A 19520-nucleotide genomic window follows, 5' to 3' on the forward strand; every position below is an offset into this window, starting at 1 on the left:
AGGGATAAAAGCGAAACAACTACGAACAAGCAGCCCAGTTTGGCCATGCGCAATGGTCGTGGGCAAAGGTTAAGATTTCGTAAAGATCGAGGGCTTTCAGCCTCCGACCAGGTTGCGCCAGGTCAGGAAGAGGGCGGGCAAGAGCGCCGCATGCCCGACCAGAACGACGAGCCCATCGCGCATGGTCAGGCCGATGCCGAAGACCAGCACCGGCAGCGCCAAGAGGATCGGCAGAAGCGGGACGAAGCCAATGAACACCATCGCGACCCCGACCAGCACCAGGACCATGCCGATCCCGAGGAGGGACAGGCGACCTTCCGCAAGGATCGTCAAGCGTCGGTGCAGATACCGGCCCAGCCATTGCAGGCGCGGACGCAGCAGGCCGATGGCCTGGCTGACCTTGCGGGCGGCAATGTTCAACCGGCGCACACGCTTTGGCAGCCAAAGGCCCTTGCGACCCCGAATGACCTGCGCGCCGATCCCGGCGACCACGAGGCCGATCGCAGCGGGAACACCCGGGATCGCGCCGACCGGGACAAGCAGGAAGAGCGACAGGATCATCAAGAGCGGGCCGAACCCGCGCGCGCCGAGGGTCTCGATGATATCACCGAAGGCGACAGGGTCCGCGCCATCGGCCAAGGCTTCGAGGTCATCCAGCACGCCGTTCAGCGTGCCGGCCCCATCCTCGTCCTTCCCGTCGCTGTCAGAGGCTTGGCGGGTCATCGGCAAGCCAGTTCAGGATGAAGGCGCAGCGGAAATCCCGCCCGCAGAACCGGAAGGAGCGGGGCCGGGGTGCAGACCTGCGCCATGCCGCCCCGCGCTCGGCGGCGCGGCGCCCCGTATCCCGAGGGGGCGAAGGGGCGCAGCGTCTCGCCAAGCACGAGGCAGGGGGTGGCGTCATGCAGGATGAAGGCCCCATCGGGCAAGTCATCCAAAGGGGCGACATGCCTGCGTTGGGTTCGACGGCCCCGGTCGACGCGATGCGCGTGAAGCTGCGTGTCGAGTTGCCTTGCGCTTGGCCTGTGGCCATGCCCGCGCTCCCATGCATCGAGAAACGCGGTGTAATCGCTGCGGCGGCAATAGGCGCAGGGGCGGTGCCCCGCAGCCATCGCGACCGCCTCGTCATGGAAGAACAACTCGGTCCAGCTTCGCGGTGACATCGGCTCTCTGCGGCGCCCTTTGAACTCGAGTTCGCAACAGATCCAGGCGTGATGCGTCCAGCGCCGCGCGCCGAGCTTTTTGTCCGCGTCGTGCAGAATCCCGCGATTGCCGGTCAGCGTCCCGCGATAGGCCGGGTCAGCCACGATATCGCCGGTTGGCAGAACGCGGTTTTGCAGGGTCATGTCCGACCGTGTGGCAAGCTGTAGCGCGCGCATTCCATGGTGGGCATCAATGAGGAAAGACAGCGCACGCAACCTGCTCCGCTCGTAACCGGACGGCGAAAGATTAGCGGCTGGCGCATGTCCCGCAAGCCCGCGGGATCACACCATCAGCTCTTTCGTGGCGCTCAAGGTCACGTCCGGGTAATCGCGCTCGATCCGGTCGATGTCCCATTGCATCCGCGTCAGGTACACCGGGTCGCCATCATTGTCGGTGGCCATGTGCTGCTTGTTGGCGGCCATGAACTTGTCCACCGCGTCCTTCGCGCCATGCACCCAACGGGCCGAGGTGAACTGTGACGCCTCGAAGCGGACAGGCAGGCCGTATTCCATCTCGATCCGGCTGGCCAAGACCTCGAATTGAAGCGCGCCGACGACGCCGACGATGAAGCCCGAGCCGATATTGGGCTTGAAGACCTTGGCCGCGCCTTCCTCGGCGAATTGCATCAGCGCCTTGTCCAGATGCTTGGCCTTGAGCGGGTCGCCCGCGCGGCAGGATTGGAGCAGTTCCGGCGCGAAGCTGGGGATGCCGGTGAAGCGCAGCGCCTCGCCCTCGGTCAGGGCATCGCCGATGCGCAACTGCCCGTGGTTGGGGATGCCGATGATGTCGCCGGCCCAGGCCTCTTCGGCCAGTTCACGGTCGGAGGCCAGGAACATCACCGGGTTGGTGATCGCCATCGGTTTCTTGGACCGTACATGCGTCAGCTTCATGCCGCGCTCGAAATGGCCCGAGGCGAGGCGGACGAAGGCCACGCGGTCGCGATGCTTGGGGTCCATGTTGGCCTGAACCTTGAAGACAAAGCCCGCGACCTTCTTTTCCTCGGGCGCGACCTCGCGCGGTTCGGCGGTCTGGACCTGCGGCTCGGGGCCGTACTCGGCGATGCCGTCCATCAGTTCCTTGACCCCGAAGGAGTTGATCGCGCTGCCGAACCAGATCGGCGTCAGGTGCCCTTCGAGGAAGGATTGCCGGTTCATGGCGGGCAACAGCTCGCGCGCCATCTCGACCTCTTCACGGAGCTTTTCCAGAAGCTCCGCAGGGATGTGATCGTCGAGGCGCGGATCGTCCAGACCCTCCATCTTGACCGACTCTGCCACCTTGTTGCGGTCGGCGCGGTCCATCAGCTCCAGCCGGTCGTGGATCAGGTCATAGCAGCCCAGGAAATCGCGACCGACGCCGATGGGCCAGGACGCGGGCGTCACGTCGATCGCCAGATTCTCCTGGATCTCGTCGATGATCTCGAACGTATCGCGGCTTTCACGGTCCATCTTGTTGCAGAAGGTCAGGATCGGCAGGTCGCGCAACCGGCAGACCTCGAACAGCTTGCGGGTCTGGCTTTCGACACCCTTGGCCCCGTCGATCACCATGATGGCGGCGTCCACGGCGGTCAGCGTGCGATAGGTATCTTCCGAGAAATCGCTGTGGCCGGGCGTGTCGACCAGGTTGAAGCGATACTGCCGCTCGGGGCGGGCGTAGTCGAAGGACATGGCCGAGGCCGAGACGGAAATGCCGCGATCCTTTTCCATCTGCATGAAATCCGAGCGCGTGCGCCGCGCCTCGCCCTTGGCGCGCACCTGTCCGGCCATTTGGATGGCGCCCCCGTAAAGCAGGAACTTCTCGGTCAGCGTCGTCTTGCCCGCATCCGGGTGCGAGATGATCGCAAAGGTCCGCCGCCGCGCGATCTCGGGCGGCAGGTCGGGGCGATTGGTCGGGGTGTCTTGCGCGGCGTCCAGCATGGGCGGGCATATATAGACCGCGCGGCGCCGCGACAATGCGCAAGCGGATCGCTCAGGCCGGGGTCGCCTGCGCTGGCCAATCCGACAGTTGATCGGCCAGCCCGTTGCGTTGCGTCGCGGTCAGGGGACAGGGGATCGACACGGTGACGGCGGGGCGGTGCCCGCGCTTGGCACAGGCCTCGGGGTGCAGGTCGCCGGTCAGATGCGCGACCACACCTTGCGGCACCCTCGAAAAGCTGAGGTCGGGTTGGGCGAAGGTCAACTCTTCGCCGCCTCGTCCGCGCAGCCAGTCCGCGAGTTTCGGCAATTCGTCGAGGATCAGGCAGGGGCATTCCACGCGCCAGCGCCGCCCGGTGCGCCGGTGCATCGCGGTGACCGTCATCAGCACGCCATCCTCCCACAGGCCGGCAAAACCGGGGACCGGCACGATGCCGGCGGCGCAGAGATGCAGGTCGGGTCCGAACCCGAGGTCGAGGGGGCGAAGCGGTGTCATGGCAGCAGGTTGCCCCAACGGAAGCTAGGGGGCCAAGGCAGGGATTCCCCACCTTTTCCGTTCGCTGAACCGATCGGTCGGCCGGTTTGACGCCGACATAGGCCCCGTTCGCACGGTCGCCGCGTTCAAACAGGACACGGTCGCCGACAAGGTGTCGCCGCGCGCCCAATTCACTCGCCCTTTGGGCCGGGCCATGGACACCTCGGTTTGCAGCGGCCAGATGGAGAGAGAGGGCGGTTCAACCGCCGTTAGTCCGGGTCGCCCCGGCTGGCGCGGGTCAGGCGCTCGACCATGTCACCGTCCTTGGCCGCGCTGTCGTGGATCTCGATCTCGGCCGCGTCGGTCTGGTCGGCGGGGTCGGTGGCGAGGGTCAGGTCTTCGGGCAGCAAGGCGCGGGTCGGTCCGGTCACCAGGAGCGACTCGACCGCGATGCCCTCGGCGTAGATGATTTCATGCGTGTCGAAGATGATCTGGTAGCTGTCGACATGCCCGCCTTCTTCCCGCAGCACGGTGGTGCCATTCACCAGCAGCTCGGCCTTGACCATCACCTCGGCCCGGCCTGCCCCGATCTCGTCGCGGCGTTGCCAGATGAACAGGCGATGTTGCGGCAACAGGCGCAGGTCGCGCGCGGTGTTCAGCGTGCCGCTTGTGATTCGCACCGGCGCGGCGGCCCCGGTTGCGCGGCGGGTCTGATGGGCGATCCAGCGAATGGGGCGGGGGCCATTGTCGCGCGTCAGAACCCTGTCGCCGACCTTCATCTCCTCAACCGGCACCTGTTTGCCGTTCGACATGGTCAGGTGCGTGCCGGCCAGGAAGCTGACGCTGGCGATATCGGCAAAACGGCGCGGCGCGCTGTCCGTTTCGGTGCCGACCAGTTCGTATTCGGTATTGGGGGCCAGTCGGGCCAACGGCAGCAAATGGAGGACGGTGCCGTTTTCGCCATCGTGCAGCTTCAGGATCAGGATCTCGACCATGTCCCCGTTCGGCCCCATCAGCATGTGGCAAGCGGCGATGGTCAGCGCTGCACCCGGCTGGCCCACTTCGGAGCCATCGGCGACACAAGGGCCGACGCTGCCGTCGTCGCTGATGGCCAGGCGTTCGGTCTTGGCTTGGCTGACAAGGCGATAGGTGTCGCCCGGCACGGCGGCATCCCCCAGGCCGATCGGGTCACCTTCATTCGCGCCGGCCTGCACCTTGAACGCGCGCGCGGGCAGCGTGTCGAACCGGAACAGGGCAGGGTGGGGCATGGCGGGCGTCACTTGCAGAAGGTGCATCCTCGGTAGGGGGGTTGTTTCATCAGGTCAACTGCCGCCCCCGTGCCGGGCTGGTCGCGGGTCGGTCCGCCTGCTAGGTCCAGTATCGAAACAACCAGACCGTCAGAGGGAGAGTGCCATATGGATCTCGGGATCAAGGGACGCCGCGCACTGGTGTGCGCCTCGTCGAAAGGCTTGGGGCGCGGCTGCGCCGAAGCCCTGGCCGAAGCGGGCGTGGATCTTGTCTTGAACGCGCGCGGGGCCGACGCCCTGCAGCAGACGGCCGATGCGATCCGCGAGGCGCATGGCGTGAACGTCACCGCCGTCGCGGCCGACATCACCAGCGCAGAGGGCCGCGCAGAGGTTCTGGATGCCGCTGGCGAGATCGACATCCTCGTCACCAATGCAGGCGGGCCGCCCCCCGGCCTCTGGTCCGATTGGGGGCATGACGATTTCATCAAGGCGCTGGAAGCGAACATGCTGACCCCGATCGCGCTGATGTCGGCGACCCTGCCGAAGATGATCGACCGGGGCTGGGGCCGCGTCGTCAACATCACCTCGCAATCGGTCAAGGCGCCGATCCCGCAACTGGGCTTGTCCAATGCCGCGCGCACGGGCCTGACCGGTTACGTGGCGGGCACCGCGCGGCAGGTCGCGGCCAAGGGCGTGAACATCAACAACCTTTTGCCGGGGTCCCACGACACCGACCGGATCGTCGCCCTGGAAACGGCCGTGTCGAAGGCGCAGAACGTCTCGATGGAGGAGGCGCGCAAGATCCGCTGGTCCGGCATCCCCGCCGGACGCTACGGAACGGTCAAGGAGTTCGGCGCGATGTGCGCCTTCCTGTGCTCGCAGCATGCCGGTTTCATCGTCGGGCAGAACATCCTGCTCGATGGTGGCCAGACCAACGCCACCATCTGATCCAGCTTGCAACCGGGCGGCGGCGCTTGAAACGCTGCCGCCCGGCTGTTACCTGCGGAGCCTGATGAAATTGATCGGGAATGCGCGCTCGTGCGGCTGGACGCTCCTCAAACCATAGGCGTGAAAAAGGCCACGGCCCCGCGTCTCGAAGTGCGCAACGTCTCCTGCACCTTCGACGGACGCGAGGTCGTGCGCGACGTGTCGTTCCAGGTCGAACCGGGCGAGATCATGTGCCTGCTCGGTCCGTCGGGCTGCGGCAAGTCGACGACCCTGCGCGTCGTCGCCGGAATCGAGCGGCAAAGCGCGGGCAGTGTCCATGCCGATGGCAAGATGCTGTGTAACGAGGTGTTCGCAACCCCGCCCGAGGCGCGCGGCGTTGGCCTGATTTTCCAGGATTTCGCGCTTTTCCCGCATTTGACTGTCGGGCAGAACGTCGCCTTCGGCCTCAAGGGTTCGAAATCCGAGATGCGCGCCCGGGTCGATGAACTGCTGGAACGGGTCGATCTGGCCGGTTACGCCGACAAGACGCCTCACATGCTGTCAGGGGGGGAACAGCAGCGCGTGGCGTTGGCCCGCGCCCTGGCGCCCCGTCCGCGCATCATGCTGATGGACGAGCCGTTTTCCGGCCTCGACAACCGGCTGCGTGACGGTATCCGGGACGAGACGCTGCAACTTCTGAAGGAAGAGGGCACGGCGGTTGTCCTTGTCACCCATGAACCCGAGGAAGCCATGCGCATGGCCGACCAGATTGCCCTGATGCGCGATGGTCAGATCGTCCAGAAAGGCGCGCCCTACAACATCTACAACGCCCCCTGCGACAAGGCGGCGGCGGCATTCTTCAGCGATATCAACGTGATCCGGGGGCGGGTCGACGGTTTGCTCACCAATACCGTCTTCGGCCAGTTCCTTGCACCCGGCGTCGCCGACGGCACCGAGGTCGAGATCGTCTTTCGCCCCCAGCACGTGAAGCTCGACTTCGACCGCAACGGTCGCGGCCCCAACCCGACCCCCCAGGACGGTGTTCCGGCAAGGGGCGTGGTGGAGCGGGCACGCTTCATGGGGCATGAAAGCCTTGTGGAATTTCGTATGGATTTCGACGGCGGCAAGCTCAAGGCGACGGTGCCGGGTGTGTTCCTGCCAAAGCCGGGAACGCCGCTGTGGCTGTCGGTGCGGCGCGACCGGTGTTTCGTCTTCCCGCCTAAGGGCTGACTGCGGGTTTGCGGTGATCTGCGCCAATTGCGCACCCTCTCCCTGCCGCCCCTTGCAGCGATGGCCTGTCTCCCGGTATTTGGGGTCGGCCCGTCTTTTTGGGCTTTGATCTCCCATCATGAGTCCATACCTATGGGAGAGGAACACTGAACAAGGCGGACGCCGGGGGTGAGGGAGCCTGCCGCGCGGCTGCATAGGGAGATCGAAATGCTCAACAATATCGGACCGGCTGGCCTGCTTCTCATCGCCGTCGTGGTTCTGGTGCTTTTCGGGCGCGGCAAGATCGCGGGCCTGATGGGCGAAGTCGGCAAGGGCATCACTGCCTTCAAGCGCGGCGTTAAGGATTCGTCGGAAGAGATCGAAGACCAGTCCGAGACCGCCGAAGACGGCGCGGCTGCCCGTGACGTGACGCCCGCCGAGGCCGAGCGCCGCGACAACGCCTGATCCGCGTTGCGCGTCACCGCACCCATCGTGCACCGGGGTTTACCAGTGAAGGTCCGCCGCCATGCCTGATATCGGCTGGATGGAATTGCTTGTCATCGGCGTCGTCGCGCTGATCGTCGTGGGTCCCAAGGACCTGCCGATGATGTTTCGCAGGCTGGGCCAGATCACGGGCAAGATCCGCGGCATGGCCAAGGATTTCCAACGCGCCATGGACGAGGCCGCGGACGAGTCCGGCATGTCCGAGATCAACCGCGACCTGAGAAGCGCCGCGCGCTTCACCAACCCGCGCAAGATGGGCATGGATGCCTTGAACGAGGCGTTCGAAGACGTGGACCTCGACCCGTCGAAATACGCCGAAGGGTCGAACACGCGCATTATCGCCGAAAAGCAGGTGGCGCGGAAACAGGAACTCGCCGCCAAGGCCGAGGCCGCACGCAAGGCGCGGGAAGACAAGCTGTCGGGCATTGACGCAGGTGCCGCCGAGCTGGAAGCCGACATGGCTGACGCCCCGGCACCGGCCGCGGCACCCGCCGCAGCGGCACCGACCGACACAACGCCCGCCGCCGACGAGGTCGACGCGCCCAAGACCGGAACCGACAAGACATGAGTTCCGAAGATCATATCGAAGACAGCTCTGCCCCGCTGATCGAGCATCTGGCAGAATTGCGTACGCGGCTGATCCGCTCGGTGCTGGCTTTTGTCGTGGCGATGGTCGCCTGTTTCACCGTGGCCGAGCCGATCCTCAACTTCATCTCCACCCCGCTGGCCGAAGTGCTCCGGTCCCGTGGCGAAGATGCGCGCCTGATCTTCACGGCACCGCAGGAAAAGTTTTTCGTGCTGATCCGCATTTCCATCGTGATGGGCTTCGCGGTCAGCTTCCCGGTGATCGCGCACCAGCTTTGGCGCTTTGTCGCGCCCGGCCTGTATCGCTCCGAGCAATCGGCGATCCTGCCGTTCCTCGTGGCCTCGCCGGTCCTGTTCCTGATGGGCGCGTCCTTTGCCCATTACGTCGTCACGCCGCTGGCGATGAATTTCTTCATCGGGTTCTCCGACGCGATCCCGGCGCTGGCCAACCTGATCGCGGGCGATGGCACATTCTCGAACCCCGAAGCGGCTGCGAACGAGGAATTGCAGACGGTGTTCCTCGGGTCGGTCAAGGAATCCCTCGACCTCGCGCTCAAGTTCATCTTTGCCTTCGGCCTCTGTTTCCAATTGCCCGTGCTGCTGACCCTGCTGGGCAAGGCGGGCCTGGTCACGGCCGAGGGCCTTGGCAACGTGCGTAAATACGCGGTGGTGGGCATCCTGACCCTTGCCGCGCTGGTCACCCCGCCCGATGTCATCACGCAGGTGATCCTCTTCGTCGTCGTCTACGGCCTTTACGAGATCTCGATCTGGCTGGTTCGGATCGTGGAGCGGCAGCGGGTAAACCGCCTGCGCGCCGAGGGGATCCTCGACGAGGATGAAGAGCTCTGAGCGGCCCGATGTCCGACGAGGTTTTGACCCGCATAGCGGAGGCCCTGGAACGCCTGCGCCCGCCCCCGGCGGAGGCGCCGGATTGGAGCGCGGCCTCGGCCTTTGTCTGGCATGCGGACCCCGATCGGCTGGAGCCCGTCGCGCAGGTGAACCGCGTGGACCTATCACTCCTGCTGGGTGTCGACCGGGCGCGTGACACGCTCTTGCAGAACACGCGCCAGTTCGCCCGTGGCCTTCCTGCCAACAACGCGCTTCTTTGGGGCGCGCGCGGCATGGGCAAAAGCTCCCTGGTCAAGGCCGTGCATGCCGCAGTCCATGCCGAGGAAGGGGGGCTGGCGCTGGTCGAGATGCAGCGCGAGGACCTGCCGACGATTTCGCGGTTGTTGACCTTGCTTCGGGATGCGCCTGCGCGGGTCATCCTGTTCTGTGACGACCTCTCGTTTTCCCATGACGACCAGCATTACAAGTCGCTGAAGGCGGTGCTGGATGGCGGTGTCGAGGGACGGCCGGACAACGTGGTGTTCTATGCCACGTCGAACCGGCGTCACCTGATGCCGCGCGACATGATCGAGAATGAGCGATCCTCCGCGATCAACCCGTCCGAGGCGGTCGAGGAAAAGGTCTCCTTGTCAGACCGGTTCGGCCTGTGGCTCGGTTTTCATCCCTGTAGCCAGGACGAGTATCTCGACATCATTCGCGGCTATTGCGAGGCCTATGGCGTCGAGATCTCGGACGAGGATCTGCGGGCCGAGGCCGTGGAATGGCAGGCGACGCGCGGGTCGCGTTCGGGCCGCGTGGCCTGGCAGTATTTCACCGATCTCGCCGGGCGGAAGGGCGTGCGCCTCTGATCCAGCGGCGCGGCTTGCGCCGCATTGCGCTTGCCTCGCTGCGCTCAGGTGCGGGGGCTCTGCCCCCATGCCACCCTGACGGGTGGCATTCCCCCGGAGTTTTTCAGCCAAGATGAAGCTGCGTGTCAGTCGAGCTGGCTTTGCACGCGGGCGATGACATCTTCGGCGGCGTCGGCAGCAGGTCGGGCAGGGCGCTGCTGTGCGGCAGCCGGCGGGCGCGATGGCTGTACTGGCCGGGTTTGCCCTGTTTCGATCCGGGCCTGCGCCGCCTCCATCACGCGCAGCGCGCGGCGGTCCATGACCCGGTGCCAGACCGGGGGGATGGTCGCCAGCATCGCCATGATCGGCACGGACCACGGCATCATCGGCACGTCCGCCTCGGGGTCCAGCCGGTCATAGGGGCGGTCGGGGTGCATGTGATGTTCGGAATGGGCGGGCGCGTTCATCATCATGTAGCTGGTGAAGCCGCGCGGCGCGTTCCAGCTATGGTGCGGCGCGACCGGTTCAAGCCGTCCATTGGGCAGGGGCAGGCGTTGCAGCCCGTAATGTTGGATATAGTCGCTGAGCAGGATCTGTGCGCCGGTCAGCCCCCCGAGCGCGACGAGGCCCAGAAAGCCGACAGGACCCGCGACGAGGGTGGCCATGACAAGCGACAGGAGCGCGCCGCCCCCCCAGATCCAGTAGGGATTGCGCCAGCCGCGATCCGGCAGTCCACGGCGTTCGAGCCTGTCTTCCTCCTGCTCGAGCCCGGCGCGGATCGACCCCGCCCAGGCGCGCGGCAGATAGGCCCAGTAGCTTTCGCCCGGCAGGGGGGTGTTCGGATCGTCCGTGGTGCCGACAAAGCGATGATGAACAAGGCGATGCGCCGAGACATGGTGGCCGAAGCCCACCGATGTATAGACCGCCGCGCCAAGCGCCTTGAGCGGCCAGGGGCGGCGATGGATCAACTCATGGGCGTTCGGGTGGCTGACCTGGCCGAAGAAGGACGCGGTGGCGAAGAACAGGGCGACCTTCTGTCCGAAGCCGAGGCCATCCCCGGCGAGGGCGACGAGGACGACAGGAAGAAGGACGAGGTGGCTGAGCCCCAGCACGACAGACAGGCGGTCGGACCATGGCTCGTGATCGGCCAGGTCACCATGCGGTTTCTCGAGCAAACCGTCGAGAAGCGCGGCGAGGAGTGTCAGCCAGACAAGTGCGATTACGGCGAACCCGCCCCAGACGGTCGCCCCGAGCAGCAGAAGCGACAGCGGCGTGAGGGTGACGAGGGCGTAGCGGGCAATGACAGGCACGGGTCGGGATCCTCATGTGCAGGGCCGTTCGCACGCGGTGTCTAGCATGGCAGTTGGGCGAAAGCATGGCCCGATACGGCCTTTCCAAGCCGCGTGCGGCATATTACGTCAGGCTGACCCATGAGTGAGAGGCCGTGCCGATGTCGTTCTTCCGCAAGCTGAAGGATCGTTTGACGAAATCTTCGTCGAAGCTGGACGAAGGGTTGGATGCGATCATCGAGGAGGGCGCGGTCGAGGACGCGGCCGAGCCTGCGCCCGCCGTGGACGAGGTGCTGGGGGCGGCGGATGCAGCGCCCGAACGGGTGCAGCCGTCTGTTGCGACCCCGGACCGCGCGGTGCCGCCGGGCGATGGGGCAGCGGCGGCGAATGACGCGCAGGCGGAGCCCCTGCTTCCGCCCGATATGCGCGAGCCTGAGCCGACCCCCGAGCCGGAACCGGAGCCAGAGCCGGTCCCGACCTCGGCCGAGGAGATTACCGGCCCCGAGGCCATGCCGGTGGAGGAGGCCGCCGAGGCGCAGCCGGCGAAGAAGGCGGGTCTCTTTGGGCGGTTGATGGGCCGCAGCGCAGCGCCGCGGCGCGCGCTGGACGATGACATGCTGGAGCAGTTGGAAGAACTGCTGATCACGGCCGACATGGGCGTCGAGACCGCCATGCGCGTGACCGCCAACATGGCCGAGGGTCGCTATGGCAAATTGATGAGCGCCGAGGACATCAAGGCGCTTCTTGCGCAGGAGATCGCGGCGGTGATGGAACCCGTCGCGCGCCCCTTGCCGATCTATCCGAAGAAACCGCAAGTCGTGCTGGTGGTGGGTGTGAACGGGTCGGGCAAGACCACGACGATCGGGAAGCTCGCCAGCCAATTCCGGGCGGCGGGCAAGTCGGTCGTGATCGCGGCGGGCGATACGTTCCGTGCGGCGGCGGTCGAGCAGTTGCAGATCTGGGGTGAGCGCGCGGGTGTGCCCGTGCTGACTGCGCCCGAGGGGTCGGACCCGGCGGCGCTCTCCTATGACGCGATGGTCAAAGCCGAGGCCGAGGGCGCGGACCTGCTGATGATCGACACCGCGGGCCGGTTGCAGAACCGCGCCGACCTGATGGAGGAACTGGCCAAGATCGTGCGCGTCATCCGCAAGAAGGATCCGGACGCGCCGCATAACACCCTTCTCGTGCTGGATGCGACCACCGGGCAGAATGCGCTCAACCAGGTGGACCTGTTCGGCAAGATGGCGGACGTTACCGGCCTTGTGATGACCAAGCTGGACGGGACGGCCAAGGGCGGTGTCCTGGTGGCCTTGGCAGACCGCTTCGGCCTGCCGATCCATGCCATCGGTGTGGGGGAACAGATTGATGATCTGCAACCCTTCGACCCGCAGGATTTCGCGAATGCACTGGTCGGGGTTGAAGAAAGCTAAGATCTATCAACAGCCCCTGTGGAGAGTTTCGATCGGTGCAACCGCTATCACCAGTCCTGTCATTCGAGCCATTTTTGTTCCAGCACCCGAACCACGAACAGGACGGCCAGCACGATCCCCGTGGCCATCGCCGCAAGGGGCATCTGCCCCGACCCGCAGGCCAGACCGATCGCGCCCGCCAGCCACATCGACGCACCGGTGGTGATGTTCTTCACCTTGCCGCCCGCGGTGAAGATCGTGCCCGCGGCCAGAAAAGCGACCCCGGCGGTGACGGCTTCGATCAGGCGAAGCGGGTCGATGCGTTGTTCGCCGGTGTCGCCGAAATCGAGCGCGGCAAGTTGCTGGCTGACGATGATGAACATGCAGGCCGCCATGGAGACCAGCATGTGCGTCCGCAGGCCGGCAGGTTTTTCCTGCCACTCGCGCTCCAGCCCGATCAATCCGCCGAGGACAAGCGCCGCGAACAACCGGGCGCCCGCGATGATGGGTGGAACCGCCTGGAACCCTCCGGACAATTCGTCGAGCATCGTATCCCACATCGTCAGGTCCCTCCCGCGGTAATGCTGTCTGGACGCTCAACGGCGGCGCGTCGTCCTCGGTTCCGGCGCTCCACGGCATGAGTGAGTGGATCAACACCATCGAGGGCACGGAGGCCGGCGCCACGGCCGCCATGGTCCTGGCGCTTCTGGCCGCGCTGCTGCACGCGGTGTTCGGTGCTTTGCAGAAGGGGCGGCACGATCCGTTGCTGGCCCGCGGCGCGATCGACGCCGCCTATGGCTTGATGGCAGCACCCTTTGCGCTGTTCGTGGTGCCGTGGCCCGAGCCGCATATGTGGCCGATCTTCCTGGGCGTTTTCATCATCCACGCGCTCTACAAATGGGCGACGCTCGCCTCGTATCGGCGGGGGGCCTACACCGTCGTCTATCCGGTCATGCGTGGGACGGGGCCGCTTTTCGCGATCATCGGGGCATGGCTGGTCTTCGGCGAGACGTTCAACCTGATGCAGTGGGCCGGTGTCCTCGTCCTTTTGGCGGGGCTTTATGGGCTGGCGCTCTACAACATGGCGCGGCTGACGGTGGCGCGGGATACGCTGGTGCCCGCCTTGTGGTTCGCGGTGCTGACCGGTCTGTTCGTGGCGCTCTACACCACCTTCGACGCCTACGGCATTCGGGCCACGGCGGATCCGTTCACCTTCCTCGCGTGGTTCTTCTTCATCGACGGGGTGCTTTACCCCTTCATCGCGGCGGCTTTTTATCGCCGGATGGAGGCCCCGCCGCCGCTTGGCCCGCTGGCCCTGCGCGGGGTGATCGGCGGCTTTGTCGCCTTTGCGAGTTTCGGCTCTATCATGTTGGCCACGCGGCTGGACCAGGTGGGCGAGGCCGCCGTGCTGCGCGAAACCTCGACCGTCTTCGCGGCGCTGATCGGCTGGCTGGTTCTGAAGGAAAAGGTGGGGCCGGTTCGGCTGGGATTCATGGCTTTGATCGCGGCAGGCGCGGTGATAGTCGAGTTTGGTGGCTAGAAAGAGATCTGAATGAAACCCGGCCAAGACCCAAAGCCGATCAATCCATGGCTCAAATCCGCGTTGGAGCTTGGGCCGCCGATCCTGTTTTTCGTCGCCTACATGCGGATGCAGGATGTCACCTACACGGTTGGCGGCACCGAGTATGACGGGTTCATCATCGCGACCGCCGGTTTCGTGCCGATCCTTCTGGCCTCGATCGCGGTGCTGTGGACGCTGACCGGCCAGATCAGCCGCATTCAGGTGTTCACCGCCGTGATGGTGGTGTTTTTCGGTGGCCTGACCGTTTGGTTGAACGACGAGCGCTTCTTCAAGATGAAGACGACCTTGGTCTACGGGTTCTTCGCCGGTGTGCTGGGGCTGGGGCTGTTGCGGGGCCAGTCCTGGCTCAAGTTCCTGATGGGAGAGCTGTTGCCCATGAAGGACGAAGGCTGGATGATCCTGACCAAGCGCATCGCCGGAGCCTTTGCCCTCATGGCCATCGCGAACGAGGTTGTCTGGCGGACCCAATCGACCGAGTTCTGGGTGACCTTCGAAACCTTCGGCCTTCCCGCGTTCCTGTTCGTCATGTTCATGACGCAGGCCAAGCTGATCGAGCGCTACGCGATCACCGAGGACGACGGGGCGGCCTAGCGCCGCTGCCTTGGCGCGGTTTGGCCGGTGCCTTGCGCCGTGGCTTGGGGCCCGGTTTTCCCTTGGGCTGGGCGGGTTTCGCGTGACCTTCCAGCAATTCGGGCATGCCCAACTGGTCGGCCATCACGCGCAGCTTCACCTCTTCGACCTCGCCCGGTTTCAACTCCCCAAGGCGGAACGGCCCGTAAGAGACACGCAAGAGGCGGTTCACGTCGAACCCGATCTCGGACATGGCGCGCCGGATCTCGCGGTTCTTGCCTTCGCGCAGGCCGACGGTGACCCAGGCGTTCGCACCCTGCTGGCGGTCGAGTTTCACCTGCATCGGCTGGAATTTCTCGCCATCGGCCTCGATCCCGCGGCGTAGTGGCTCGAAATCGGTGTCTTTCGGGGTGCCCTTCATCCGCACGCGGTACTTCCGCAGCCAGCCAGTCGAGGGCAGTTCCAGCTTGCGCTTGATGCCGCCGTCATTGGTCAGAAGCAAAAGCCCCTCGGAATTGAGGTCGAGCCGCCCGACGCTCATCACCCGTGGCATACCCTCCGGCAGCTTGTCGAACACCGTCTCGCGGCCCTTCTCGTCCGAGGTGGTCGTCACCAGCCCCGCGGGCTTGTGGTAAAGCCACAGGCGCGGGCGGTCGGGTTCGCCGACCGGTTCTCCATCCACGGTGATCTGGTCCGCCGCCGTTACGTTCAGCGCCGGGCTGTCGATCAGTTTGCCATTCACGGCGACCCGGCCGGCTTCGATCATGCGCTCGGCTTCCCGGCGCGAGGCGATGCCCGCGCGGCTGAGGCGTTTTGCGATGCGTTCTCCGTCTGTCATGCCCTGCCCCTAGCGGTTTGACAGCGTCGTGGAAAGCGGCAACAGGGGGATATGAGCGCATTTCGCAGCCATATGGACGTGGCCCTGGCCGAGGCCCGCGCCGCCGCAGACCGCGGGGAGGTGCCCGTGGGCGCCGTGGTGACGCGCGGGGATCGAGTGATCGCGCGGGCTGGAAACCGGATGCGCGAATTGCGCGACCCGACCGCGCATGCCGAGATGCTGGCGATCCGGGCGGCCTGCGCGGCGCTGGGGCAGGAACGGCTGACCGATTGCGATCTCTGGGTGACGTTGGAGCCATGCCCGGCCTGTGCCGGCGCCATCGCGGCGGCGCGGATCGGGCGGCTGTATTACGGCGCGGCAGACCCGAAATCGGGCGGCGTTGCGCAAGGCCCCCGCGTCTTTGACCACCCGCAGGCCCATTGGAAGCCAGAGGTCTATGCCGGTATCGCCGAGGACGAGGCCGCGCACCTGCTCAAGGCCTTCTTCGCCGCCCGCCGCGATCAGGACCCGCGATAGGTCGAGTAGCCGTAGGGCGACAGAAGCAACGGCACGTGGTAATGCGCCGCCGCGTCGCTCATCCCGAAGCGGATCGGCACCTGGTCGAGGAACAGCGGTTCTTCGGCGGCCCGACCATTGGCCCGCAGGTAGTCGCCTGCGAAGAAGATCAGCTCGTAGCTGCCGATCTCGAACTTCTCGGCGGGCAGGATCGGCGCATCGGTGCGGCCATCGGCATTGGTCACGGTCTCCGCAATCTTGCGGTGCGAATTGCCCGAGACGCGGTAAAGCGCGATCTTCAGCCCCTCGGCCGGGCAGCCGCGCGCCGTATCGAGCACATGGGTTGTCAGGAATCCGGTCATCTGCGCCTCCTTTTTCGGCGCCACTTTCGGTGCAACGGCGGGCGGCGTCAAACCGCTTGGCGCGGGGGCGCCGCGCTTGCTAGACCAAGCCGTCCGACAAAGAGGTCCGAGCATGAACCGCTACCCCCGAGATTTCACCGGCTATGGCCCGACAGCCCCCGACCCGAACTGGCCGGGGGGCGCGAAGATCGCCGTGCAGATCGTGGTGAATTACGAAGAGGGGGGCGAGAACAACATCCTGCATGGCGACATGGCGTCCGAGGCGTTCCTGTCCGAGATCGTCAGCGCCGAGCCCTGGCCGGGGCAGCGCCACTGGAACAAGGAATCGATCTACGAATATGGCGCGCGGGCGGGGTTCTGGCGGCTGCATAGGATGCTGGGGCACCTGCCCGTCACCGTCTATGGCGTGGCGACCGCGCTGGCCCGCGCGCCGGAACAGGTTGCCGCGATGAAAAGCGCGGGCTGGGAGATCGCGAGCCACGGCCTCAAGTGGATCGAGTACAAAGATTACTCCAAGGCCGAGGAACGCGCGCATATGGACGAGGCCATCGCGCTGCATACCGAGGTCGTGGGTGAGCGCCCGCGCGGCTGGTACACTGGGCGCTGTTCGATGCACACGGTCGAGATCGCGGCCGAGGAGGGCGGCTTTGCCTATGTCGCCGACAGCTATGCCGATGAGCTGCCCTACTGGGTCAAGGCCGGCGGGCGTGACCAGTTGATCGTGCCCTACACGCTCGATGCCAATGACATGCGCTTCGCCACGCCGCAGGGCTTCAACTCGGGCTATCAGTTCGAGGCCTATCTGAAAGACAGTTTCGACACCCTCTATGCCGAGGGCGTGGCGGGCGCGCCCAAGATGCTGTCGATCGGCCTGCATTGCCGCCTCGTCGGGCGGCCCGGGCGGGCGGCTGCACTGAAACGCGCGATCGATTACATGACGTCCCATGACGGCGTCTGGTTCGCGACGCGGTTGCAGATCGCAGAGCATTGGGCCGCGACGCACCCTGCGCCGGTGGCCGAGCGCCCCTCCGAAATGAGCCTTGAGGATTTCGTCGCGGCCTTCGGCGGAATCTACGAGCACTCCCCCTGGATTGCCGAGCGCGCCCACGCGTTGGAACTGGGCCCAACCCATGACAGCGCGCTTGGCGTGCATGCCGCCCTGACGCGCATCTTCCGGCGCGCCGGTGAGGATGAACGCCTCGGTGTCCTGCGGGCCCACCCCGACCTCGCCGGGAAACTCGCCGCCGCCAAGCGCCTGACCGCCGAGTCGACGGCGGAACAGGCCAGCGCGGGCCTCGACGCCCTGACCGATGCGGAACGCGCAAACTTCACGCGGCTGAACAGCGCCTATGTCGAGAAGCACGGGTTCCCGTTCATCATCGCCGTGCGCGATCATGACAAGGCGGGCATCCTTGCGGCCTTCGAGCGGCGCTTGGCCAACGACACCGCGACCGAGTTTTCCGAGGCCTGCCGCCAGGTCGAGCGGATCGCCGAACTGCGCCTGTTGGAGAAGCTCGGATGAAACGCATCGCGATCCAGCCGCTGACGGCCGAGGCCTTCGCCCCGTTTGGCGACGTGCTGGAGGCCGAGGGCGCGCCCGACAAGATCATCAACGAGGGGCTCTGCGGCCGGTTCCACGACCGTGCGCGGCTGGATTTCACGGACGGGCAGGCCGGGATCAGTATCTTCAAATCCGAGGCCCGCGCATTGCCGTATCAGTTGACCATGGTGGAACGGCATCCCCTCGGGTCCCAAGCCTTTCTGCCGATGTCGCTTGACCCGTTTCTCGTGATCGTCGCGCCGGACAAGGGCGGCGCGCCGGGCGACCCGTTGGCATTCCGAACGGCACCCGGACAGGGGATCAACCTGTTGCGCGGAACATGGCACGGGGTGTTGACGCCGCTTGCCGAGCCGGGGCTCTTCGCCGTGGTTGACCGGATCGGGGCAGGGGCGAACCTCGAAGAGCATTGGTTCGAGGCGCCCTACGAGGTCGCGTCGGTCTGAGGGGTTTCGCCGCGCTGTCGCGCGTCGACCCGCGCGCGCTTTCGCGCGCGGGAGTCATGGTGAGGGGGCTCTGCCCCCGTCGCCTTGCGGCGCCTCCCCCGGCATATTTTTCGGGAAAAAGATGGAGGGGGGGCGGACAGAGGCCCGGTGTTACATCTCGACCTCGATGGCGACGCCTTTCTCGATCGCCGTTTCGACGACCGCCGCAGCGACGGCGAGGTCCTGAAGCCCGACTCCCGTGCCGTCGAAAAGCGTGATCTCGTCGGCCGATTGACGCCCCGGATGCGTGCCGTTGATCACCGCGCCGATCTCGGCGATGTCGCTATCCGAGATCAGCCCCTCGGCGATGGCATGCTGCGCCTCGCCGATGCTGGTGCTTTGCGCAACCTCGTCGCAGAAGACCGTCGCGCGGGCCAGAAGCGCGGCCTCGACCTCCTGCTTGCCCTTCGTGTCGGTCCCCATGCAGGTAAGGTGCGTGCCGGGCGCGACGTGGTCGGCCATAAGGGTCGGCGCAAAGCTGGACGTGATGGTGATGATGACATCCGCCTCGGTCATACCGTCGAGGTCCACCGCCTCGAACGGCAGGCCCAACTCCGCCGCTGTTTCGCCGAGCTTGGGGAGCATATCGGGATGCATGTTCCAAGCGATGACCTTCTCGGCCTGCATCTGCTCCACCGCGGCCCGCAGCTGAAAATGCGACTGGTGGCCCGCGCCGATCATGCCGATCACCTTGGCATCCGGCCGGGCGAGATGCCGGATCGACACGGCCGAAGCTGCCGCAGTCCGCAGGGCCGTCAACAGGTTGCCGCCCACCATCGCCGCCGGCTTGCCAGTGTCAGGATCGAACAGGAACACGGTCGACTGGTGGTTTATCAGCCCGCGCTTTTCCAGGTTGTGCGGCCAATAGCCCCCCGCCTTCAGGCCAAGCGTCCCGCCGGCCCGGTCGAACCCGCCCTTGAAGCCGTACAGCGCGTCCTCATGACCGATCGCTTCGCGCACCACGGGGAAGTTGTAGGCGTCCCGCGCCGCCATCGCGGCGAACACCTTTTCCACCGCGTCGAAACTCGCTTCACGCGACACCAGATCGGCTATCGCGGCCTCGGGGACGATCCACATGGGTCAAGCTCCTGTATCGGGCGAACTTACCTTTTCGCCTCTTCATCTTGGCAAAAAAAAACTCTGGGGGAGTGCGAGGGGGCAAAGCCCCCTCGCACGGGGCGCCGCCGACAGGCGGCGAA

Annotated in this window: 22 protein-coding genes; 12 read left to right on the top strand and 10 right to left on the bottom strand. The window is 65.9% G+C overall.

Annotated features, from left to right (window positions below; genetic code table 11):
* Positions 1-96: 96 nt before the first annotated feature.
* The 5 genes from KUV65_RS13600 to KUV65_RS13620 all read right to left on the bottom strand — a co-directional run bounded on the left by KUV65_RS13600 (position 97) and on the right by KUV65_RS13620 (position 4853).
* Positions 97-723, bottom strand: coding sequence for an exopolysaccharide biosynthesis protein (locus KUV65_RS13600; RefSeq protein WP_222191222.1), 627 nt, complete (start codon positions 721-723; stop codon positions 97-99).
* Positions 720-1343, bottom strand: a complete 624-nt coding sequence (locus tag KUV65_RS13605; RefSeq protein ID WP_222191223.1) for a hypothetical protein — start codon at positions 1341-1343, stop codon at positions 720-722. Before KUV65_RS13605 ends, KUV65_RS13600 begins: the two co-directional genes overlap by 4 nt.
* 138 nt (positions 1344-1481) lie before the next feature.
* Positions 1482-3113, bottom strand: a complete 1632-nt coding sequence (locus KUV65_RS13610; RefSeq protein WP_222191224.1) for a peptide chain release factor 3 — start codon at positions 3111-3113, stop codon at positions 1482-1484.
* Between the two features lie 52 nt (positions 3114-3165).
* Positions 3166-3606: a WapI family immunity protein gene (locus KUV65_RS13615; protein WP_222191225.1), complete on the bottom strand. Its 441-nt coding sequence runs from the start codon at positions 3604-3606 to the stop codon at positions 3166-3168.
* Between the two features lie 248 nt (positions 3607-3854).
* Positions 3855-4853 carry a Hint domain-containing protein gene (locus KUV65_RS13620; protein WP_222191226.1) on the bottom strand — a complete coding sequence of 333 codons (999 nt, stop codon included), beginning with the start codon at positions 4851-4853 and terminating at the stop codon, positions 3855-3857.
* 147 nt (positions 4854-5000) lie between these two features.
* On the opposite strand from KUV65_RS13620, the gene KUV65_RS13625 reads away from it, so the two are divergent.
* The 6 genes from KUV65_RS13625 (at position 5001) to KUV65_RS13650 (ending at position 9754) form a co-directional block, all read left to right on the top strand.
* Positions 5001-5780 (top strand): SDR family oxidoreductase, encoded by a 780-nt coding sequence (locus tag KUV65_RS13625; RefSeq protein WP_222191227.1) that lies wholly within the window; start codon positions 5001-5003, stop codon positions 5778-5780.
* A 120-nt stretch (positions 5781-5900) separates the two neighbouring features.
* Positions 5901-6989, top strand: coding sequence for an ABC transporter ATP-binding protein (locus KUV65_RS13630; RefSeq protein ID WP_222191228.1), 1089 nt, complete (start codon positions 5901-5903; stop codon positions 6987-6989).
* A gap of 207 nt (positions 6990-7196) precedes the next feature.
* Positions 7197-7433 (top strand): twin-arginine translocase TatA/TatE family subunit, encoded by a 237-nt coding sequence (locus tag KUV65_RS13635; protein WP_222191229.1) that lies wholly within the window; start codon positions 7197-7199, stop codon positions 7431-7433.
* Positions 7434-7494: 61 nt separating this feature from the next.
* Positions 7495-8040, top strand: a complete 546-nt coding sequence (gene tatB, locus KUV65_RS13640; protein WP_222191230.1) for a Sec-independent protein translocase protein TatB — start codon at positions 7495-7497, stop codon at positions 8038-8040.
* Positions 8037-8906 carry a twin-arginine translocase subunit TatC gene (gene tatC, locus KUV65_RS13645; protein WP_222191231.1) on the top strand — a complete coding sequence of 290 codons (870 nt, stop codon included), beginning with the start codon at positions 8037-8039 and terminating at the stop codon, positions 8904-8906. Before tatB ends, tatC begins: the two co-directional genes overlap by 4 nt.
* Positions 8907-8914: 8 nt before the next feature.
* Positions 8915-9754 (top strand): ATP-binding protein, encoded by an 840-nt coding sequence (locus KUV65_RS13650; protein ID WP_222191232.1) that lies wholly within the window; start codon positions 8915-8917, stop codon positions 9752-9754.
* A gap of 125 nt (positions 9755-9879) precedes the next feature.
* On the opposite strand, the gene KUV65_RS13655 is transcribed toward KUV65_RS13650, so the two are convergent.
* A complete protein-coding gene (locus tag KUV65_RS13655; protein ID WP_222191233.1) occupies positions 9880-11043 on the bottom strand; it encodes an alkane 1-monooxygenase in 1164 nt (387 codons plus the stop codon).
* A 140-nt stretch (positions 11044-11183) separates the two neighbouring features.
* Here KUV65_RS13655 and ftsY point away from each other — a divergent pair, with 140 nt between their 5' ends.
* A complete protein-coding gene (gene ftsY, locus KUV65_RS13660; RefSeq protein ID WP_222191234.1) occupies positions 11184-12452 on the top strand; it encodes a signal recognition particle-docking protein FtsY in 1269 nt (422 codons plus the stop codon).
* Positions 12453-12511: 59 nt separating this feature from the next.
* Here the strand turns inward: ftsY and KUV65_RS13665 are convergent, their stop codons facing one another.
* Complete coding sequence (locus KUV65_RS13665; RefSeq protein WP_222191292.1) at positions 12512-12979, bottom strand: MgtC/SapB family protein; 468 nt, start codon at positions 12977-12979, stop codon at positions 12512-12514.
* Between the two features lie 89 nt (positions 12980-13068).
* On the opposite strand from KUV65_RS13665, the gene KUV65_RS13670 reads away from it, so the two are divergent.
* Together KUV65_RS13670 and KUV65_RS13675 are read left to right on the top strand one after the other, a co-directional pair.
* The gene (locus KUV65_RS13670; protein ID WP_222191235.1) at positions 13069-13971 is read left to right on the top strand and encodes an EamA family transporter; all 903 of its coding nucleotides are present in this window, start codon (positions 13069-13071) and stop codon (positions 13969-13971) included.
* 12 nt (positions 13972-13983) lie between these two features.
* Positions 13984-14604, top strand: coding sequence for an inner membrane-spanning protein YciB (locus KUV65_RS13675; RefSeq protein WP_222191236.1), 621 nt, complete (start codon positions 13984-13986; stop codon positions 14602-14604).
* On the opposite strand, the gene KUV65_RS13680 is transcribed toward KUV65_RS13675, so the two are convergent.
* Entirely contained in the window at positions 14579-15421 is an 843-nt protein-coding gene (locus KUV65_RS13680) for a pseudouridine synthase (protein WP_222191237.1), read from the bottom strand. The two genes, KUV65_RS13675 and KUV65_RS13680, sit on opposite strands and share 26 nt — an antisense overlap.
* A 51-nt stretch (positions 15422-15472) precedes the next feature.
* On the opposite strand from KUV65_RS13680, the gene KUV65_RS13685 reads away from it, so the two are divergent.
* Positions 15473-15937, top strand: coding sequence for a nucleoside deaminase (locus tag KUV65_RS13685; protein ID WP_261331754.1), 465 nt, complete (start codon positions 15473-15475; stop codon positions 15935-15937).
* Here the strand turns inward: KUV65_RS13685 and uraH are convergent.
* Positions 15922-16278, bottom strand: coding sequence for a hydroxyisourate hydrolase (gene uraH, locus KUV65_RS13690; RefSeq protein ID WP_222191238.1), 357 nt, complete (start codon positions 16276-16278; stop codon positions 15922-15924). The two genes, KUV65_RS13685 and uraH, sit on opposite strands and share 16 nt — an antisense overlap.
* A 112-nt stretch (positions 16279-16390) precedes the next feature.
* Between uraH and puuE the strand changes: the two genes are divergently transcribed.
* Together puuE and KUV65_RS13700 are read left to right on the top strand one after the other, a co-directional pair.
* Positions 16391-17800 carry an allantoinase PuuE gene (gene puuE / locus KUV65_RS13695; protein WP_222191239.1) on the top strand — a complete coding sequence of 470 codons (1410 nt, stop codon included), beginning with the start codon at positions 16391-16393 and terminating at the stop codon, positions 17798-17800.
* Positions 17797-18282, top strand: coding sequence for an ureidoglycolate lyase (locus KUV65_RS13700; RefSeq protein ID WP_222191240.1), 486 nt, complete (start codon positions 17797-17799; stop codon positions 18280-18282). The genes puuE and KUV65_RS13700 overlap by 4 nt, the downstream gene beginning before the upstream one ends.
* A gap of 150 nt (positions 18283-18432) precedes the next feature.
* Here the strand turns inward: KUV65_RS13700 and bhcD are convergent, their stop codons facing one another.
* A complete protein-coding gene (gene bhcD / locus KUV65_RS13705; RefSeq protein WP_222191241.1) occupies positions 18433-19398 on the bottom strand; it encodes an iminosuccinate reductase BhcD in 966 nt (321 codons plus the stop codon).
* Positions 19399-19520 lie beyond the last annotated feature (122 nt).

The sequence above is a fragment of the Maritalea mobilis genome (assembly GCF_019800885.1).
In the GTDB taxonomy this organism is placed as follows: domain Bacteria; phylum Pseudomonadota; class Alphaproteobacteria; order Rhodobacterales; family Rhodobacteraceae; genus Roseibacterium; species Roseibacterium beibuensis.

Bases quoted from the DNA above. Each gene is read 5' to 3' on its own strand.
- KUV65_RS13675 (WP_222191236.1), top strand. From the start codon at position 13,984: ATGAAACCCGGCCAAGACCCAAAGCCGATCAATCCATGGCTCAAATCC.
- uraH (WP_222191238.1), bottom strand. From the start codon at position 16,278: ATGACCGGATTCCTGACAACCCATGTGCTCGATACGGCGCGCGGCTGC.
- KUV65_RS13670 (WP_222191235.1), top strand. From the start codon at position 13,069: ATGAGTGAGTGGATCAACACCATCGAGGGCACGGAGGCCGGCGCCACG.
- KUV65_RS13620 (WP_222191226.1), bottom strand. From the start codon at position 4,853: ATGCCCCACCCTGCCCTGTTCCGGTTCGACACGCTGCCCGCGCGCGCG.
- tatB (WP_222191230.1), top strand. From the start codon at position 7,495: ATGCCTGATATCGGCTGGATGGAATTGCTTGTCATCGGCGTCGTCGCG.
- KUV65_RS13685 (WP_261331754.1), top strand. From the start codon at position 15,473: ATGAGCGCATTTCGCAGCCATATGGACGTGGCCCTGGCCGAGGCCCGC.
- ftsY (WP_222191234.1), top strand. From the start codon at position 11,184: ATGTCGTTCTTCCGCAAGCTGAAGGATCGTTTGACGAAATCTTCGTCG.
- KUV65_RS13600 (WP_222191222.1), bottom strand. From the start codon at position 723: ATGACCCGCCAAGCCTCTGACAGCGACGGGAAGGACGAGGATGGGGCC.
- puuE (WP_222191239.1), top strand. From the start codon at position 16,391: ATGAACCGCTACCCCCGAGATTTCACCGGCTATGGCCCGACAGCCCCC.
- KUV65_RS13700 (WP_222191240.1), top strand. From the start codon at position 17,797: ATGAAACGCATCGCGATCCAGCCGCTGACGGCCGAGGCCTTCGCCCCG.
- bhcD (WP_222191241.1), bottom strand. From the start codon at position 19,398: ATGTGGATCGTCCCCGAGGCCGCGATAGCCGATCTGGTGTCGCGTGAA.
- KUV65_RS13605 (WP_222191223.1), bottom strand. From the start codon at position 1,343: ATGACCCTGCAAAACCGCGTTCTGCCAACCGGCGATATCGTGGCTGAC.
- KUV65_RS13680 (WP_222191237.1), bottom strand. From the start codon at position 15,421: ATGACAGACGGAGAACGCATCGCAAAACGCCTCAGCCGCGCGGGCATC.
- KUV65_RS13665 (WP_222191292.1), bottom strand. From the start codon at position 12,979: ATGCTCGACGAATTGTCCGGAGGGTTCCAGGCGGTTCCACCCATCATC.
- KUV65_RS13625 (WP_222191227.1), top strand. From the start codon at position 5,001: ATGGATCTCGGGATCAAGGGACGCCGCGCACTGGTGTGCGCCTCGTCG.
- tatC (WP_222191231.1), top strand. From the start codon at position 8,037: ATGAGTTCCGAAGATCATATCGAAGACAGCTCTGCCCCGCTGATCGAG.
- KUV65_RS13610 (WP_222191224.1), bottom strand. From the start codon at position 3,113: ATGCTGGACGCCGCGCAAGACACCCCGACCAATCGCCCCGACCTGCCG.
- KUV65_RS13635 (WP_222191229.1), top strand. From the start codon at position 7,197: ATGCTCAACAATATCGGACCGGCTGGCCTGCTTCTCATCGCCGTCGTG.
- KUV65_RS13615 (WP_222191225.1), bottom strand. From the start codon at position 3,606: ATGACACCGCTTCGCCCCCTCGACCTCGGGTTCGGACCCGACCTGCAT.
- KUV65_RS13650 (WP_222191232.1), top strand. From the start codon at position 8,915: ATGTCCGACGAGGTTTTGACCCGCATAGCGGAGGCCCTGGAACGCCTG.